This is a genomic window from Streptomyces sp. NPDC024017 (assembly GCF_040638895.1).
GTDB lineage: Bacteria > Actinomycetota > Actinomycetes > Streptomycetales > Streptomycetaceae > Streptomyces.
Genome location: NZ_JBEZYZ010000008.1, coordinates 232,821 through 248,381, shown reverse-complemented (window position 1 = coordinate 248,381; position 15,561 = coordinate 232,821). Strand labels below are relative to the sequence as shown.

The window sequence follows — 15,561 nt, the reverse complement described above, 5'->3', positions numbered from 1 at the left end:
CGGGGTATTCGCACGGAACCGGGGTCGCCCGGTGACACCGAGAGGAGGCACTCCATGCCGCTCACGTTCCGCAAGAGTTTCCGGATCCTTCCGGGAGTGCGGCTGAACATCAACAAGCGCTCCTGGTCCATCACCACCGGCGGCGGAAAGAACGGCCCGCGCCACACCCGCAGCAGCACAGGACGTCGTACGACATCGATGGACCTGCCCGGACCTTTCGGATGGCGGCGCACCACCAGGGCGCGTCGACACTGAGGCCACCGGACGGGGGTGACATTCCGTCACCCGTTCGGACCCCCCGGTCGGGCACCATCTCATATCTGAGATAACCTCAATCACATGGCAGACGACTACCTCGTACGCATCGGCAAGCTCATCCGCGACGCCCGGCAGCACCGGGGCTGGACGCAGTCGCAGCTGGCGGAGGCGCTCGGAACCAGCCAGAGCGCCGTCAACCGGATCGAGCGCGGCAACCAGAACATCAGCCTTGAGATGATCGCGCGCATCGGGGAGGCCCTCGACAGCGAGATCGTGTCGCTCGGCTACGCCGGTCCGATGCATCTGCGGGTGGTCGGCGGGCGCCGGCTGTCCGGTGCCATCGACGTGAAGACGAGCAAGAACGCGTGCGTGGCGCTGCTGTGCGCCTCACTGCTCAACGAGGGGCGCACGGTGCTGCGCCGCGTCGCCCGCATCGAGGAGGTGTACCGCCTCCTGGAGGTGCTGGGCTCCATCGGCGTGCGCACCCGGTGGATCAACGACGGTGTCGACCTGGAGATCGTGCCGTCGGCCGAGCTGGACCTGGCGGCGATCGACGCGGACGCGGCCCGCCGCACCCGCTCCATCATCATGTTCCTCGGCCCGCTGCTGCACCGCATGGACCACTTCAAACTGCCGTACGCCGGAGGCTGCGACCTCGGTACGCGCACGGTCGAGCCGCACATGATCGCGCTGCGCCGCTTCGGTCTGGACATCGCCGCCACCGAGGGCCAGTACCACGCCCAGGTGGACCGCGCGGTCAGCCCCGACCGCCCGATCGTCCTGACCGAACGCGGCGACACGGTGACCGAGAACGCGCTGCTCGCGGCCGCCCGGCACGACGGCACCACCGTCATCCGCAACGCCTCGTCCAACTACATGGTCCAGGACCTCTGCTTCTTCCTGGAGGCCCTCGGCGTCAAGGTCGACGGCATCGGCACGACCACGCTCACCGTGCACGGCGTGCCCACCATCGACGTCGACGTGGACTACTCCCCCTCCGAGGACCCGGTCGAGGCGATGAGCCTGGTCGCGGCGGCCGTCGTCACCGAGTCGGAGCTGACGGTGCGCCGGGTGCCGATCGAGTTCCTGGAGATCGAGCTGGCGGTCCTGGAGGAGATGGGCCTCGACCACGACCGCACGCCCGAGTACTTCGCCGACAACGGCCGCACCCGGCTGGTGGACCTCACCGTCCGGCCCTCCAAGCTGGAGGCGCCGATCGACAAGATCCACCCCATGCCGTTCCCCGGCCTGAACATCGACAACGTCCCGTTCTTCGCGGCCATCGCGGCCGTCGCGCAGGGCAAGACCCTCATCCACGACTGGGTCTACGACAACCGCGCGATCTACCTGACCGACCTGAACCGTCTCGGCGGCCGGCTCCAGCTCCTGGACCCGCACCGCGTCCTGGTCGAGGGCCCGACCCGCTGGCGCGCCGCCGAGATGATGTGCCCGCCGGCGCTGCGCCCCGCGGTGGTCGTCCTCCTCGCGATGATGGCGGCCGAGGGCACGTCGGTGCTGCGCAATGTGTACGTCATCAACCGCGGGTACGAGGATCTGGCGGAGCGGCTGAACTCGATCGGGGCGCAGATCGAGACGTTCCGGGACATCTGACCGGCGGCGCGTCCTCAGGTGTGGGCCCCCCGAAACGGGAAAGTCCGCCCCTGTGGACGCGTCCCTGCTGACCTTCGGGCACAGCACCGCCGGCCGGGGCCGGATCGGCGAGCTGCTGCGCCGCGCCGGTGTGGCGGCCGTCGTGGACGTGCGGACCGCTCCCGGCAGCCGCCGCGACCCCGACTTGCTGCGGGAGCGGCTGGCCGAGTGGATGCCGAGTGCCGGCCTCGCCTACCGGTGGGAACCCGCACTCGGCGGGTTCCGCCCCCTGCCCGCGGACAGTCCGGACGTCGTGTGGCGCAACGAGTCCTTCCGCGGGTACGCCGCCCACACCCGCTCCCCCGAGTTCGTCTCCGCCATGGACCGCCTGCTGCACGAGGCCGCGGACGCCCGCACGGCCGTGATGTGCAGCGAGGCCGTCTGGTGGCGCTGCCACCGCAGGCTGATCGCCGACTTCGCCGTCCTCGCCCGCGGCGTACCGGCCCTGCACCTCATGCACGACGGGCGCCTGAGTGCCCATACGCCGACGCCTGGAGCCCGCCTGCGCGACGACGGGCTCCTCGTGTACGACGCTCCCGAGTCGACCCGGGACTGAGCCGTCAGTACAGCTTGTTCACCGCCGTGACGGTCGTGGCCTTGAAGTCGGACACCTGGGCGTGCTGGAAGTTGCCCATCTGGCCCCAGCGGACGACCGTCACGGTCGTGCCGTCGCGGCCGACCGAGAAGAGGCCGATGTCGGAGGAGCCCCAGGCGGAGGCGGTGTGGATGCCGTAGACGTCGGCGCCCTCCTCGACGTTGAGCCGGCCGTAGTACTTCTGCGTCGCCGTGATGTCGGGGTCCTGCTGCATCAGTTTCTTCGCACAGCCGGCGAGGTCCTTGCGCAGCAGTGCCGCGAAGTCCTTCGCGCGCTGTTCGCTGCGCTCCACGACCGTGATCTGCTGGGCGTTCGTGTCGTACTCCGTCCAGTACTCCCGGTGCGTGGTGATGGACGGCAGGGCGTCGCCCACGCACATCGGCAGCGGGTCGGGCTGTCCGGCGGTGACCGGGCCGGCGTACCAGGGCGAGCCCGGGTGCGGCGGCAGTTCGGCCGGCTCCAGGAACCGGGGTGTGTCGGAGGCCGGCGCGGTGGCGGCGGTGGCCGGGACGGCGGCTGCGGCGACACCGGCCACGGCCGCCAGCGCCGCGACGGTGGTACGGATGCCTCGGGCACGGATCTGCATGGTCTCCCCCATTGGTTTTCACGGTCGAACGCGCGGGCTTCAGCCCCTGCCCCCGGTACGACCCGCCACCGGCCGTATCCGTTGCCCTGTACGCCTGCTACGGATCCGTCCCGAATGTCACCGGCGCGCAACCGGGTTCGAGGGGCGCGTCCCCGGCCAGTGATCCCCCTCACTCCCGCCCCGGGTGAGCCGGGGTCCGGCCGTTAAGGTGACCAGGGCGCATCAAGGCGCCCAAGGCGGACAATGCGGCGGAGGGTACAGGTGTCGGACCACCTTCCGTGAACAACCCGCCGCCGTCTGGGAGTTCACCTTCCAGGGCCGGGCCCGCATGTTCCGCGCCATCGACCTCGGCTACGGCCGCGAGGGCGGTCGTGAGTACGACATCTACCTCTCCGCACCCCAGGCGCAGTGGGACACCTACCGCCCTGTCTTCGACCAGGTCAGGGACGGCTTCAGGACGGGCTGAGCCCTGTGCGCCCGGCGCGCGCCGCACCTCGGGGCCGTGATCCGCTTCACACCGGCGACGGGACAGGTCCGTGCCTAACAGGGCGTAAAGCGACCGAAGAATGGATATGGGCTATACGGCGAAACGCGGGGAGTGTCCGACGTGCCCGGATGCCGGGCGCAGCGGCTTCAGGAGGGGGAGCGCGCATGGACGGCCGGCCCTTGTATCTCGAACCGCGGCTGGAGCCACGGCTGAGGTCGCTCGTGGCGGCGCACGGCACGCTGCACTCGCTCACCGACGCACTGGGCTCACCTCTGCACGTCGTGGTGCCGGACCAGATCGCCGAGAACCTGGAGCGGTTCCGGTCGGTGTACCGGGCGCACCATCTGTCGGGGCAGGTCTTCTACGCCCACAAGGCCAACCGGTCCAGTGCGCTGCTGCGGCGGCTCGCCGCGACGGACGCGGGCGTGGACGTCGCGTCGCTGGGCGAGTTGCAGCACGCGCTGGGTGCCGGTTTCGGCGCCGGCCGGATCCTGGCCACGGGACCGAAGAACCCCGAATTCCTGTGGCTGGCGGCGCGTACGGGTGTCACGGTGAGCGTCGACGCCGCCCCCGAGCTGGACCAGCTCGCCGCCCTGGTGCGCAAGCACGCGCTCGCGCCGGTGCGGGTGCTGCTGCGGCTGTCGGACTTTCAGACGTCGGGCGTGAAGGTGCTGAGCCGGCGCAGCCGCTTCGGCACGCCCGTACGGGAGTTGGAGCTGCTGCTGGAGGCGGTCGAGCGGCATGGTGACGCCGTCGAGGCGACGGGGGTGGCCTTCCATCTGGACACCACGAGCGTCGCGGAGAAGGCGACCGCCCTCGAAGGGTGCCTGGCCGCCCTGGAGTTGTGCCGGAGCCGGGGGTTGCGGCCCCGGGCCGTGGACGTCGGCGGCGGGTTCGGCATCAGCTATCTCGCCGAGCGGGAGCAGTGGGAGGCGTACACCAGCGAGCTCACCGCCGCCGTCCTCGGCCGGCGACCGCCCCTGACGTGGGGCGGGCACGGCTACGGGCTGCGCAACGAGTCGGGCACCCTGCGCGGCGCGCTCGGCCTCTACCCCGCCCACCGGTCCGTCGCCGGCGCCGCCTACCTGGACGACCTGCTGGCCCAGCCCGCCCCCTCGCTGGGCTCACGGCCGCTGGCGGCGCTGCTGCTGGAGCACCTGTACGACCTGTACACCGAGCCCGGCCGGGCACTGCTGGACCAGTGCGGACTCACGCTGGCGCGTGTGCTGGAGGTCCGTACCCAGGAGGCCGGTGGGGAACTGCTCGTACGGCTGGCCGCGAAAGCGGACGACATCGCCCTGGAGGACCACGGAGTGCTGATGGACCCGGTCGTCATCCCCAGAAGCGGAGGCGGGCCGGGCGAGGGGCCCGTCGCCGTGCACCTCTTCGGCAGCCTCTGTCTGGAGACGGACCTGATCACCCGGCGCACGGTGTTCCTGCCGCGCCGCCCGGAACCCGGCGACCTGCTGGCCTTCGCCAACACCGCCGGCTACGCCATGGACTTCCACGCCACGCGCGCCCAGCACCAGCCCGCCGCCCGCAAAGTCGCCGCCTGGCAGGACGGCGACGCCTGGCGCTGGTGTCTGGACGACCAGTTCTGGCCGATCACGCCCGCGAGGGGAGCTCAGTGAGGTACGACAGCATCACCGAGGCGATAGGCAACACCCCTCTGGTGCGGATAGACCCGGCGGTGCACGGCCTGCGCACCATCGATCTGTACGCGAAGCTCGAAATGCTCAACCCCTTCGGCTCGGTCAAGGACCGTGCCGCCTGGGGCATGGCGGGGCCCCTGCTGGACGAGGCGGTCGAACACGGCAGCCAGGTGGTCGAGTTGTCCAGCGGCAACACGGCCAAGGCCCTGGCGGTCATCGCGGGCATGCACGGCCTGGGCTTCAAGAGCGTCACCAACCGGATGCGGGTCCCGGAGATCAAGGACCTCCTGCTGTTGCTCGGCGCGGAGATCGAGGAGCTGCCGGGGCAGAGCGAGTGCCTCGACCCGACCGCCACGGACGACCCGCTGACCCTGTTCCACCGGACGCTGTCCGCCTCCGGCAGCGCCTATCTGCACACCGACCAGTACTTCAACCCGCGCAATACCGAGGCCCATCTCACCGGCACCGGGCCGGAGATCGTCAAGGACCTGGACGGCCGGGTCCCGGACTGGTTCGTCGCCTGTGTGGGCACGGCCGGTTCCTCCACGGGCGTCGCCCGCGCGCTGCGGGAGGAGGACCCGTCGGTGCGGGTGGTCGGGCTGGTGGCGGCCAAGTCCGACTTCATCCCGGGGATCCGCACCATCGACGAGGTGCAGGAGGTCGGCCTGTTCGACCCCGAGACATACGACACGATGGAGTCGGTCAGCGCCGACGAGGCGATCGAGGGGATGCTGACCCTGAACCGCCGCTGCGGCATCCTCGGCGGGCCCACCGGAGGGGCGGCCTACTTCGGCGCCGTCCGCCATCTGCGGGCGCTGGACGAGGAGTCGGAGGAGCGGCGGACCGCCGTGTTCATCGTCTGCGACCGGGTGGAGAGCTATCTGAGCTACGTCCGGCAGCGGCGCCCCGACCTGCTGGGCCGGCCGCCCCGGAAGAACTCGCCGGCCGACCTGTCCGACGCCGAGGTCGGCGCGGCGCCGTCGATCGGTGTGGCGGACGCCCGGCGCTGGATCGACACCGACCGGCCGCTGGTGGTCGACCTGCGCAGCCCGTACGCGTACGCGGCGCTGCACATCGACGGGTCGGTCAACATCGTCGACGAGCTGTTCGCGGAACTCCTCCAGGGCGGGCTGCCGTTCAGCCGGCGTCAGCCGGTGCTGCTGGCCTGCCCGGTCGGTGAGCAGTCCGCGCGGTACGCGGCGCTGCTGACCCGGATGGGCCACCCGGACGTGCGCAGCCTGGCCGGCGGCATCATCGCCTGGCGGGATGCGGGCGCGCCCCTGGTGCGGGACTGACCGGCATGACCGCACCGATCACCCGCGAGGATCTGCGCCCGTGGCAGCAGGCGCTGCGCGCCCAGTTCCCCATCGTCACCGGGCACCCCGAACTGGCGTACCTGGACAGCGCGGCCACGGCGCAGAAGCCGCAGGCCGTCCTGGACGCCGTGCAGACGTACCTGACCACGTCCAACGCCAACTCCGCGCGCGGCACCTACACCTGGGCCAACCGGACCACCGAGCTGGTCGAGCGGACCCGCGAGCGCGTCGCCCGGTTCCTCGGGGACTCCCGGCCGGAGCGCTCCGCCGTGCACTTCACCGGCGGCACCACCGAGGGGCTGCGGACCGTCGCCCGCGACTGGCTGCCGGGCTTCCTGCGCGACGGCGACGAGATCGTCGTACCGGACGCCGACCACCAGGCCAACATCGCGCCCTGGCTGGAGGCCCGGCAGCTGCTCGCGCGGGAGGGCGTGCACGTCCGGGTGGTGCCGATGCCGTACCAGAGCGGTTCCGGGGACTACGACCACCGGGCGCTGGCCGAACGGGCGGGCCCGCGCACCCGGTTCGTCGCCACCACCCATGTGCACCACGTCTACGGCGGCGACATGAACGTGCAGCGCATCCGTGAGGCCGTCGGCCCGGACGCGGTCATCTGCCTGGACGCCGCGCAGAGCGTCGGTCATCTGCCGGTGTCCGTGGCCGAGTTGGACGTGGACTTCGTCGTGTTCTCCGGTCACAAGGCGCTGGCCCTGCCCGGTTCCGGGGCGGTGTGGGCCCGGCAGGTGCGGGGGCCCGCGTTCGTGCCCGGCGGGTGGAGCGGCACCCCGAACACCGTGGGCATCGCCTCGCTCGAAGCGGCCCTGGACTGGCTGGACGCGGCCGGTGTCGACCGGATCGAGCGCTGGACGGCCGACCTGGCCGCCCGGCTCACCGACGGGCTGCGCCGGCTGGAGGCCTACGAGATCCTCGGCTGTCCCCTCAGCCTGGCCGCCGACACGACCGTGCAGCGCCGCCAGGGCATCGTGACCCTGCGGCACCGCGCCATCGACTCGGGCGACCTGGGGTTCATCCTGTTCAGCCACGGGTTCATGGTCCGCTCCGACCATCACTGCCAGGGGGACGCGGGCGAGAAGACCGGTTCGGTGCGGGTGAGTCTGCATGTGTACAACACGGTTGAGGAGATCGACCGGCTGCTGTCCGTTCTCGCATCACTCCAGTGACACCGCCAACTAAGCGTAATGGGAACCGTTTCCACCTGTAGGCTCGGTCCGGCAGGAGACAGGTGCGAGACGGCAAGGTGGCGCGAGCGGATGGGGCTGAGTCTGGCGACGGCGGAGCGATGGGTGGAGCGCTGGGAGCTCCAGCAGCGGCGGTACGCCGTGGACCGCGAGGAGCGGTTCACGGTGATCGCCGATGTCGTCGAGCACGTCACGGCGGGGCGCGCGGCTCCGCCCCTCGTCGTGGACCTGGGCTGCGGGCCCGGCTCCCTCGCGGCCCGGCTGGTCCGGCGACTGCCGGACGCGGAGATCGTGGCCGTGGACCGGGACCCCCTCCTGCTGGAGCTGGGCCGCACCCACCACCCCGACGCGGCCCGCTACGTCGACGCGGAGATCGGCGCGCCCGGCTGGGTGTGGGAGCTGGAGCTGGACCGGCCCCTGGACGCGGCGGTGTCCACGACGGCCCTGCACTACCTCGACCGCGACACCCTGCTCGGCACCTACCGGCAACTGGCCGCACTGCTGCGCCCCGGGGGCGTCCTCGTCAACGGCGACCATCTCCCCCAGGGCGCGACGGGCCCGGCCGGGATCGCCGCCCATATCGGGCGGTGCCGGGCCGAACGGCAGCGCGTGTTCGCCCATGAGGACTGGAGCTCCTGGTGGGCCGCGGTCGGCGACGACCCGGAGCTGGCCGACCTCCTCGCGGAGCGCCGGCGCCGCGAAGCCCCCCTCCACAGCGGCCGCCCCGCCGAACTCCCCCTCTCCGCCCACCTGGAGCTGCTCCGGCAGGCGGGCTTCGACAAGGCCGGACCGGTGTGGCAGTACGGCGACAGCTGCGTGATCGTGGCGGTGCGCTGAGGCGCGGTTCACCCGTACGCCCGCGACAGGTGGCGGGGAGTGGCGGGCGCTCCGACAATACATGCAGGAATCGCTATATGTTAATGTCGCGATGTCGGCCCGACCCCGGTACCGCGGGCGGCCACCAGCACATACGAGGAGCACCACCATGACCACCGCCGAGCACATCACCCACGAGGACCACGCGCACGCCCACGGCGACGACTGCGGCCACCTCGCCTTCGCCCACGGCGACCACACGGACTACGCCCACGACGGCCACATCCACCGGACGCACGAGGACCACACCGACGAGTGCGCGAGCGGCGGCCACGCGGTGCACAAGAACCACGACCACCAGCACGGCGACGACTGCGGCCACCTGGCCGTACGGCACGGCGACCACACGGACTACGTGCACGACGGCCACCGCCACGCCGCCCACGAGGGACACTGGGACGACCACTGACAGGAGTCGCCTCCGGCGAGACGGAGAGCAACTGGGAATCGTTGTCATATGCTAATGTGCGCATATGACAACGACGCCCTCTCCCCCGACGGACGAGCCGGACCCGACGCTGCAGGCGGCCGGCGAGCTGCTGCGCGCCCTGGCCTCGCCCGTTCGGCTGGGCATCGTGCGGGAACTGTCCGGCGGCGGGAAGTACGTCCATGAACTGGTGGCCGCCCTGGGCGTGAGCCAGCCGCTGGTCTCCCAGCACCTGAGGGTGCTGCGCACCTCCCGGATCGTCACCGCCCGGCGGCAGGCCCGCGAGACGCGGTACACCCTCACCGACGACCATGTGGCGCACATCGTGCTCGACGCCATCCGGCACGTACAGGAGTAGCGCGCCGCGCACCACCACGGCGCGGAAGAAACAGGCCACGGGCACGGTGAACGGACCGGCGAGGCCCCCGAAGCCGGGCCGTCCGCCGGTCCGTTCGCCCGTCGCGCTCAGGCCTGGGTCAGCGTGATGTCCTGCCCCTGGACCGCGTGGAAGGTGGGCAGCGGCAGGCCGCTGAAGGTGCGCAGTTCCATCAGTGTGGCCTCGACGTGGGCCGCCCCGGCCACGAGTGCGCCGGGCAGGGTCCGGCCCGTGTTCACCCAGCGGTGCTCCGCGCCGTCGCACACGGCCCGGGTGCCGCCGATGCCGTGACGGGTCGTGGAGACGCCCTGGCTCACCGAGGAGCTGACGAAGACCGGGCCGCTGGAGCTCGCGCAGCGGTAGGTGCCGGACAGGGTGACGGTGCCGTCGGCGGCGATCCGGCCCACCGTGTCGACCGTCACGGAGCCGGTCGGGGCGAGGGCGGACGCGCCGGCGGGTGCCGCGCCGGCCCCCGCGAGGAGGAGCAGCGCGGCACCGGCCGCCGCGCCGAGAAGGTGACGTACACGCATGGGGGAAACCTCCCGAAAGGAGTGGAATGCCGTCTTCCACTCCTTACCGGCCCTCCGGGCCGGCGCCCGTGACCCTCACCCCTTCGGTGGCGAGTCCGCGCCGGCCGTCGTGGAACCGTCCTGGGAATGTCCTGGGCGTGTCACGCTTCCCGTCGGGCCGTTCCGATGAGTTCGGGACGGGAGGATGGTCTGTCTGTACGAGTCAGACGAAGCCTTCGGATGGCCCTACCGACGTGGAGGTGCGCCATGTGTGCCCACCAGCCCCTGTGCCCCGCGACCGACTCCCCCGCCGCACACGTCGTGGCGGCCCGCCCCGAGCAGGGCTGGAGCCTGCTGTGCGACGGGACGGTCGTCTTCGACGACACCGGCGAACTGCTCCCGGACGGGCGCGTGGTGCAGCCGCGCCGGGGGACGACCGAAGGGCTGGCCGTCGCGGCCTGACCGGAGGGCCGCTCCACGGGCGGCGCGAAGGCCGCTCTACGGCAGGACCGCGAAGCCGTCCAGTTCCACCATCGCCTCCGCGTCCCACAGCCGGACGACCTCGACGACCGCCATGGCGGGGTAGTCACGTCCGGCCAACTCACGCCACAGACAGCCCAGTTCGGGCGCGTGCGCACGGTACGCCGCGACATCAGTGGCGTAGACGGTGACACGGGCCAGGTCGGACGGCGTGCCGCCGGCCGCGGTGAGGGCGCCCAGCAGGTTGGTGAGGGCCCTCTCGAACTGTTCGGGCAGGGTGCTTCCGACCACCTTGCCGTCGGTGTCGAGGGCGGTCTGACCCGCCAGGAACACCACCCGCGAACCAGAGGCCACGACGGCGTGGGAGAAGCCGGCCGGCGGGGACAGCTCGGGCGGGTTCACGCGCTCGGTGCTCACCGGGCCTCCTGACAGGCGTACAGCTCCTTGGCGATGATGCCGCGTTGCACCTCGCTGGCCCCCTCGTAGATGCGCGGGGCGCGCACCTCACGGTAGAGGTGTTCGAGCAGGTGGCCGCGTTGCAGCGCCCGGGCGCCGTGCAGCTGGACGGCCGTGTCGACGACGTACTGCGCGGTCTCGGTGGCGAGCAGTTTCGCCATGGCGGAGCGCCGGGGCACGTCCGGGGCGTCCGCGTCGTACGCCGACGCCGCCGCGTGGACCATCAGCCGGGCCGCCTCCGTGCGCAGGGCCATTTCGGCGACCTGGTGCGAGACGGCCTGCAGGTCGCTCAGTTTGCCCCCGAAGGCGTCCCGCCCGGCGGTGTGCGCCAGGGTCGCGTCGAGGGCCGCCTGCGCCATGCCGACCGCGAACGCGCCGACGCTGGGCCGGAACAGGTTGAGCGTCCCCATGGCGACCCGGAAGCCGCGGTCCACCTCGCCCAGCACGTCGTCGGCCGTCACGGGCACGGCGTCGAAGTCGAGCGCGCCGATCGGGTGCGGCGAGAGCATGTCGAGTCCGCGGCCGGTCAGGCCCGGCCGGTCGGCGGGGACGAGGAAGGCCGTGACGCCACGGGCCCCGGCACCCGGGGTGGTCCGGGCGAAGACGGTGTAGAAGTCGGCCTCGGGAGCGTTGGAAATCCAGCACTTCTCGCCGGTGAGACGCCAGCGGGCGGTGCCGTCGGGGGCGGCGGTAGGCGCCGTGGCGGCCGACGACCGGCCGTCCCGCGCGGCGTCCGGCTCCGCCCGCAGCCCCAGCGCCGCCGCGTCCGATCCCGCCCCCGGCTCGCTCAGTGCGAAGGCGGCGACCGCCGTGCCGGCGGTGACCCGGGGGAGCCAGCGGGCGCGTTGCGCCTGCGTGCCGTACGCGTGGACCGGGTGGGCGCCGAGGCCCTGGAGGGCCAGGGCCGTCTCGGCCTCCGTGCAGGCGTAGGCGAGGGATTCACGCATCAGGCACAGGTCGAGCGCACCCGAGGTGAACAGGCGTCCGAGCAGTCCGAGGCTGCCGAGTTCGGCGACCAGGGCCCGGTTCACCTGCCCCGGTTCGCCCTTGTCGGCCAGCGGTCGGAGCCGCTCCGCGGCCAGGGCGCGCAGTTCGGCACACCAGGCGAGTTGTGCCGGTTCGAGCGAGAATGCGGTCATCGCCGGTCCCTTCTCCGCCACCCTGCGTTCCGGCTGGGCCACTCCGAGGCTATCGCGGACCGTTGACTGTCGTCACCAACACGATACGCTCCAGGGGCGAGCCCACCACGCCAAGGGGGCGAACCGTATGAACGCACGGGGCACGGCCCACGTCGACACCTTCGCCCGGGACCATCTGCCACCCCGGGACCAATGGCCCGAGCTCCGCTTCGATCTGCCGGAGCTGCACTACCCCGAACGGCTCAACTGCGCCGCCGAACTGCTGAACGGCCCGCCCGACGACCGCCCGGCGTTCCTCACCGCCACCGGCGAGCCGTGGACGTACGGCGATCTGCGCGCCCGCGTGGACCGCGTCGCCCATCTGCTCACCGGCGAACTCGGCGTCGTCCCCGGCAACCGGGTGCTGCTGCGCGGCCCCACCACCCCCTGGCTCGCGGCCTGCTGGCTGGCGGTGCTGAAGGCGGGGGCCGTGGCGGTCACGGTGCTCGCCCAGCAGCGCCCGCACGAGCTGAGCACGATGTGCGAGATCGCGCGGGTGCGGCACGCCCTGTGCGACATCCGGGCCGTCGACGACCTCGCCAAGGCCGAGATCCCCGGCCTGCGGATCACGGCCTACGGCGGTGACGCCCCGGACGACCTCCTCAACCGCCCGGCGCCCGGCACCCCGTACGAGGCCGTCGCGACGGCGGCCGACGACGTGGCACTGATCGCCTTCACCTCCGGCACCACCGGCCGCCCCAAGGGCTGTATGCATCTGCACCGGGACGTCCTGGCGATCGCCGACACCTTCTCCCGGCACGTCCTGAAGCCCGACGCGGACGACGTGTTCACCGGCAGCCCTCCCCTGGGCTTCACCTTCGGTCTCGGCGGGCTGGTGGTCTTCCCGCTGCGGGCCGGCGCGCGTGCGCTGCTGCTCGAACAGGCGGGGCCCCGGCAGCTGCTGCCCGCCATCGCCCGGCACCGGGTCTCCGTGCTGTTCACCGCCCCGACGGCGTACCGCGCGATGCTCGACGAGCTCGACGCGTACGACGTCTCCTGCCTGCGCCGCTGCGTCTCGGCCGGCGAGAACCTGCCCGCCGCCACCTGGCAGGCCTGGCACGAGCGCACCGGCCTGCGCGTCATCAACGGCATCGGCGCCACCGAGCTGCTGCACATCTTCATCTCCGCGGCCGACGACCGGATCCGGCCCGGGACCACGGGCGTTCCCGTGCCGGGCTGGCACGCGCGCGTGCAGGACGCGGACGGCGCACCCGTACCCGACGGGCAGCCGGGGCTGCTCGCCGTGCGCGGACCCGTCGGCTGCCGGTACCTCGCCGACCCGCGGCAGCGCGACTACGTGCGCGACGGCTGGAACATCACCGGCGACACCTACGTCCGCGATCCCGACGGCTACTTCCGCTACGTCGCCCGCGCCGACGACATGATCATCTCGGCCGGGTACAACATCGCCGGCCCCGAGGTGGAGGACGCGCTGCTGCGGCATCCGGACGTGGTGGAGGCGGCGGTCGTGGGCCGGCCCGACGAGGCCCGCGGACAGGTCGTGCTGGCCTTCGCCGTCCTCAAGGAGGGCGCCGAACGGGACGCCGAGGCGCTGCGCGCCTTCGTGAAGAGCGAGCTGGCACCGTACAAGTGCCCGCGCGAGATCGTCTTCCTGGACGCGCTGCCGCGCACGGCCACCGGCAAGCTCCAGCGGTTCAGACTGCGCGCCCCAGGGGTACCGGTAGGCGACCAGGAGTGATCCGTACGACCTAAGATGATCAACGTGTCCGACCAGCATGCACCACGGTCTCTCATCGTCACGCTCTACGGCGCGTACGGCCGCTTCGTGCCGGGCCCCGTGCCGGTAGCCGAACTGATCCGGCTGCTGGCCGCGGCCGGCGTGGACGCTCCGTCCGTACGCTCCTCGGTGTCGCGGCTCAAGAGACGCGGACTGCTCGTGCCCGCCCGCACCGCCCAGGGCGCGGCCGGCTACGAACTGTCCCCGGACGCCCGCCAGTTGCTCGACGACGGCGACCGCCGCATCTACGCCTCGGCGCCGCCCGAGGACGAGGGCTGGGTCCTCGCGGTGTTCTCCGTGCCGGAGTCGGAGCGGCAGAAGCGGCACGTGCTGCGCTCCCGGCTGGCCGGGCTCGGTTTCGGCACGGCCGCTCCGGGCGTGTGGATCGCGCCCGCGCGGCTGTACGAGGAGACCCGGCACACGCTCCAGCGGCTGCGGCTCGACGGCTACGTCGACTTCTTCCGCGGTGACCACCTCGGCTTCGCCCCGACCGCGGAGGCCGTCGCCCGGTGGTGGGACCTGGCCGCCATCGCCAAGGAGCACGAGGCGTTCCTCGACCGCCACGCGCGCGTGCTGCACGACTGGGAGAAGCGCGAGGACACGCCGCCCGAGGAGGCCTACCGGGACTACCTCCTCGCCCTGGACTCCTGGCGCCACCTCCCCTACACCGACCCGGGCCTGCCGTCCGAGCTGCTTCCCGCGGACTGGCCGGGGGTCCGCTCGTCGGCGGTGTTCCGGGGGCTGCACGAACGGCTGCGGGACGCGGGGGCGGGGTTCGTGGGGCTCTGACCTCCACAGGCGCCGCCCGGTTTGCCGCGTTTGCTCCGCTATGGAACGGTCAACGATGTCCGCGAGTGGACGGAAACGTACCGGGAGGCGGACCGAGGGATGACCGTCACCACACCACCGAGGACGGCAGGCGCCCGCACGGACCGGCTCCCGTGAAGCGTCTCGGGCGCTCGATGCACGTCGGATGGCATCGGGCCGGCGCCCACACGCTCATCCGGCAGGGCCGCGACGTGGAGTTGCTGCACCGCGCCACCGGGTTCGCCACGCTCGCGCTGGTGACGCTGGCGCCGCTGCTGATCGTGGTCGCCGCCGCCGACCCGCTGGGGCGGGGCGGCTTCGCCTTGTGGCTGGCCGACGGCATGGGGCTGTCCGGGCGGTCCGAGCGGGTGCTCACGGACATCATCAGCCCCCCGCGCAAGGTCATCGGCACCACGAGCGTGCTCGGCGGCGTCGCGCTGGCCGTCTTCGGCGTCGCGTTCGGCGGAAGCGTGCAGAACGGCTACGAACGGATCTGGGGCCTGCCCTCGGGCCCATGGCATCGCGTCTGGCGGCAGGCCGTGTGGATGATCGCGATGACCGCCTACCTGTACCAGGAGGTGCAGACGCGCAGCCTCGTCTCGGGGCCGGAACGGATCGCGCTGAGCTCGGCGTCCGGCGTGGTCTTCTTCTGGTGGGGGCAGCGCTTCCTGCTGGGCGGGCAGGTCCGCTGGACCGATCTGCTCCCCGGGGCGCTGGCCACCATGGCGGGCCTGGTCGGCCTGCGCACGTTCTCCTACTTCGTCTTCACCCCGCTCATCGTCACCAACGCGATCAACTACGGAGCGGTCGGCGTCGTCCTCGTCGTGGAGTCCTGGCTCATCGGCGTGGGCTACGTCGTCTACGGCGGGGCGCTCCTCGGCCGCTGGGTCATGGAAGACCACGGCGGCCGGTATCGCGCAGAGTGACCGGACCCTCGGCCAGGTCGGAACCTCCCCGTCCGTACGAACGCA

Annotated in this window: 17 protein-coding genes and 1 pseudogene; 14 read left to right on the top strand and 4 right to left on the bottom strand. The window is 72.2% G+C overall.

What is annotated here, in order from left to right; translation table 11 throughout:
- Positions 1–54 precede the first annotated feature (54 nt).
- From AB0G20_RS23160 to AB0G20_RS23150, 3 genes are all read left to right on the top strand, one after another.
- Positions 55–255 carry a DUF4236 domain-containing protein gene (locus tag AB0G20_RS23160; protein WP_078899171.1) on the top strand — a complete coding sequence of 67 codons (201 nt, stop codon included), beginning with the start codon at positions 55–57 and terminating at the stop codon, positions 253–255.
- Positions 256–339: 84 nt separating this feature from the next.
- Positions 340–1,869 (top strand): UDP-N-acetylglucosamine 1-carboxyvinyltransferase, encoded by a 1,530-nt coding sequence (locus AB0G20_RS23155; RefSeq protein ID WP_361305434.1) that lies wholly within the window; start codon positions 340–342, stop codon positions 1,867–1,869.
- A gap of 52 nt (positions 1,870–1,921) precedes the next feature.
- Positions 1,922–2,464, top strand: coding sequence for a DUF488 domain-containing protein (locus AB0G20_RS23150; RefSeq protein ID WP_361305432.1), 543 nt, complete (start codon positions 1,922–1,924; stop codon positions 2,462–2,464).
- Positions 2,465–2,468: 4 nt separating this feature from the next.
- On the opposite strand, the gene AB0G20_RS23145 is transcribed toward AB0G20_RS23150, so the two are convergent.
- Positions 2,469–3,101 (bottom strand): hypothetical protein, encoded by a 633-nt coding sequence (locus AB0G20_RS23145; RefSeq protein ID WP_361305430.1) that lies wholly within the window; start codon positions 3,099–3,101, stop codon positions 2,469–2,471.
- Between the two features lie 253 nt (positions 3,102–3,354).
- On the opposite strand from AB0G20_RS23145, the pseudogene AB0G20_RS23140 reads away from it, so the two are divergent.
- From AB0G20_RS23140 to AB0G20_RS23110, 7 genes and pseudogenes are all read left to right on the top strand, one after another.
- Positions 3,355–3,555, top strand: a pseudogene (locus AB0G20_RS23140) (serine/threonine protein kinase); the annotation flags it as partial.
- Positions 3,556–3,740: 185 nt separating this feature from the next.
- Positions 3,741–5,207, top strand: coding sequence for an alanine racemase (locus AB0G20_RS23135; RefSeq protein ID WP_361305428.1), 1,467 nt, complete (start codon positions 3,741–3,743; stop codon positions 5,205–5,207).
- Entirely contained in the window at positions 5,204–6,523 is a 1,320-nt protein-coding gene (locus AB0G20_RS23130; protein ID WP_361305426.1) for a pyridoxal-phosphate dependent enzyme, read from the top strand. Before AB0G20_RS23135 ends, AB0G20_RS23130 begins: the two co-directional genes overlap by 4 nt.
- A 5-nt stretch (positions 6,524–6,528) precedes the next feature.
- Positions 6,529–7,725 carry an aminotransferase class V-fold PLP-dependent enzyme gene (locus AB0G20_RS23125; RefSeq protein ID WP_361305424.1) on the top strand — a complete coding sequence of 399 codons (1,197 nt, stop codon included), beginning with the start codon at positions 6,529–6,531 and terminating at the stop codon, positions 7,723–7,725.
- Between the two features lie 90 nt (positions 7,726–7,815).
- The gene (locus AB0G20_RS23120) at positions 7,816–8,580 is read left to right on the top strand and encodes a class I SAM-dependent methyltransferase (RefSeq protein ID WP_361305422.1); all 765 of its coding nucleotides are present in this window, start codon (positions 7,816–7,818) and stop codon (positions 8,578–8,580) included.
- A gap of 148 nt (positions 8,581–8,728) precedes the next feature.
- Positions 8,729–9,028, top strand: a complete 300-nt coding sequence (locus AB0G20_RS23115; RefSeq protein ID WP_361305420.1) for a hypothetical protein — start codon at positions 8,729–8,731, stop codon at positions 9,026–9,028.
- Positions 9,029–9,092: 64 nt separating this feature from the next.
- Positions 9,093–9,404, top strand: a complete 312-nt coding sequence (locus AB0G20_RS23110; protein ID WP_361305418.1) for a metalloregulator ArsR/SmtB family transcription factor — start codon at positions 9,093–9,095, stop codon at positions 9,402–9,404.
- A gap of 107 nt (positions 9,405–9,511) precedes the next feature.
- Here the strand turns inward: AB0G20_RS23110 and AB0G20_RS23105 are convergent, their stop codons facing one another.
- On the bottom strand, positions 9,512–9,952 hold the full coding sequence (locus AB0G20_RS23105) for a DUF6299 family protein (RefSeq protein ID WP_361305416.1): 441 nt from the start codon (positions 9,950–9,952) through the stop codon (positions 9,512–9,514).
- Positions 9,953–10,198: 246 nt separating this feature from the next.
- Between AB0G20_RS23105 and AB0G20_RS23100 the strand changes: the two genes are divergently transcribed.
- A complete protein-coding gene (locus tag AB0G20_RS23100) occupies positions 10,199–10,393 on the top strand; it encodes a DUF5999 family protein (RefSeq protein ID WP_361305414.1) in 195 nt (64 codons plus the stop codon).
- A gap of 36 nt (positions 10,394–10,429) precedes the next feature.
- Here AB0G20_RS23100 and AB0G20_RS23095 read toward each other — a convergent pair whose 3' ends face one another.
- Complete coding sequence (locus tag AB0G20_RS23095) at positions 10,430–10,828, bottom strand: RidA family protein (protein ID WP_361305412.1); 399 nt, start codon at positions 10,826–10,828, stop codon at positions 10,430–10,432.
- On the bottom strand, positions 10,825–12,006 hold the full coding sequence (locus tag AB0G20_RS23090) for an acyl-CoA dehydrogenase family protein (protein WP_361305410.1): 1,182 nt from the start codon (positions 12,004–12,006) through the stop codon (positions 10,825–10,827). The genes AB0G20_RS23095 and AB0G20_RS23090 overlap by 4 nt, the downstream gene beginning before the upstream one ends.
- 127 nt (positions 12,007–12,133) lie before the next feature.
- On the opposite strand from AB0G20_RS23090, the gene AB0G20_RS23085 reads away from it, so the two are divergent.
- From AB0G20_RS23085 to AB0G20_RS23075, 3 genes are all read left to right on the top strand, one after another.
- Positions 12,134–13,744: an AMP-binding protein gene (locus AB0G20_RS23085; protein ID WP_361305408.1), complete on the top strand. Its 1,611-nt coding sequence runs from the start codon at positions 12,134–12,136 to the stop codon at positions 13,742–13,744.
- A gap of 15 nt (positions 13,745–13,759) precedes the next feature.
- Positions 13,760–14,572, top strand: a complete 813-nt coding sequence (locus AB0G20_RS23080; protein ID WP_361305406.1) for a PaaX family transcriptional regulator C-terminal domain-containing protein — start codon at positions 13,760–13,762, stop codon at positions 14,570–14,572.
- Positions 14,573–14,745: 173 nt separating this feature from the next.
- The gene (locus tag AB0G20_RS23075) at positions 14,746–15,516 is read left to right on the top strand and encodes a ribonuclease BN (protein ID WP_361305838.1); all 771 of its coding nucleotides are present in this window, start codon (positions 14,746–14,748) and stop codon (positions 15,514–15,516) included.
- Positions 15,517–15,561: the final 45 nt, after the last annotated feature.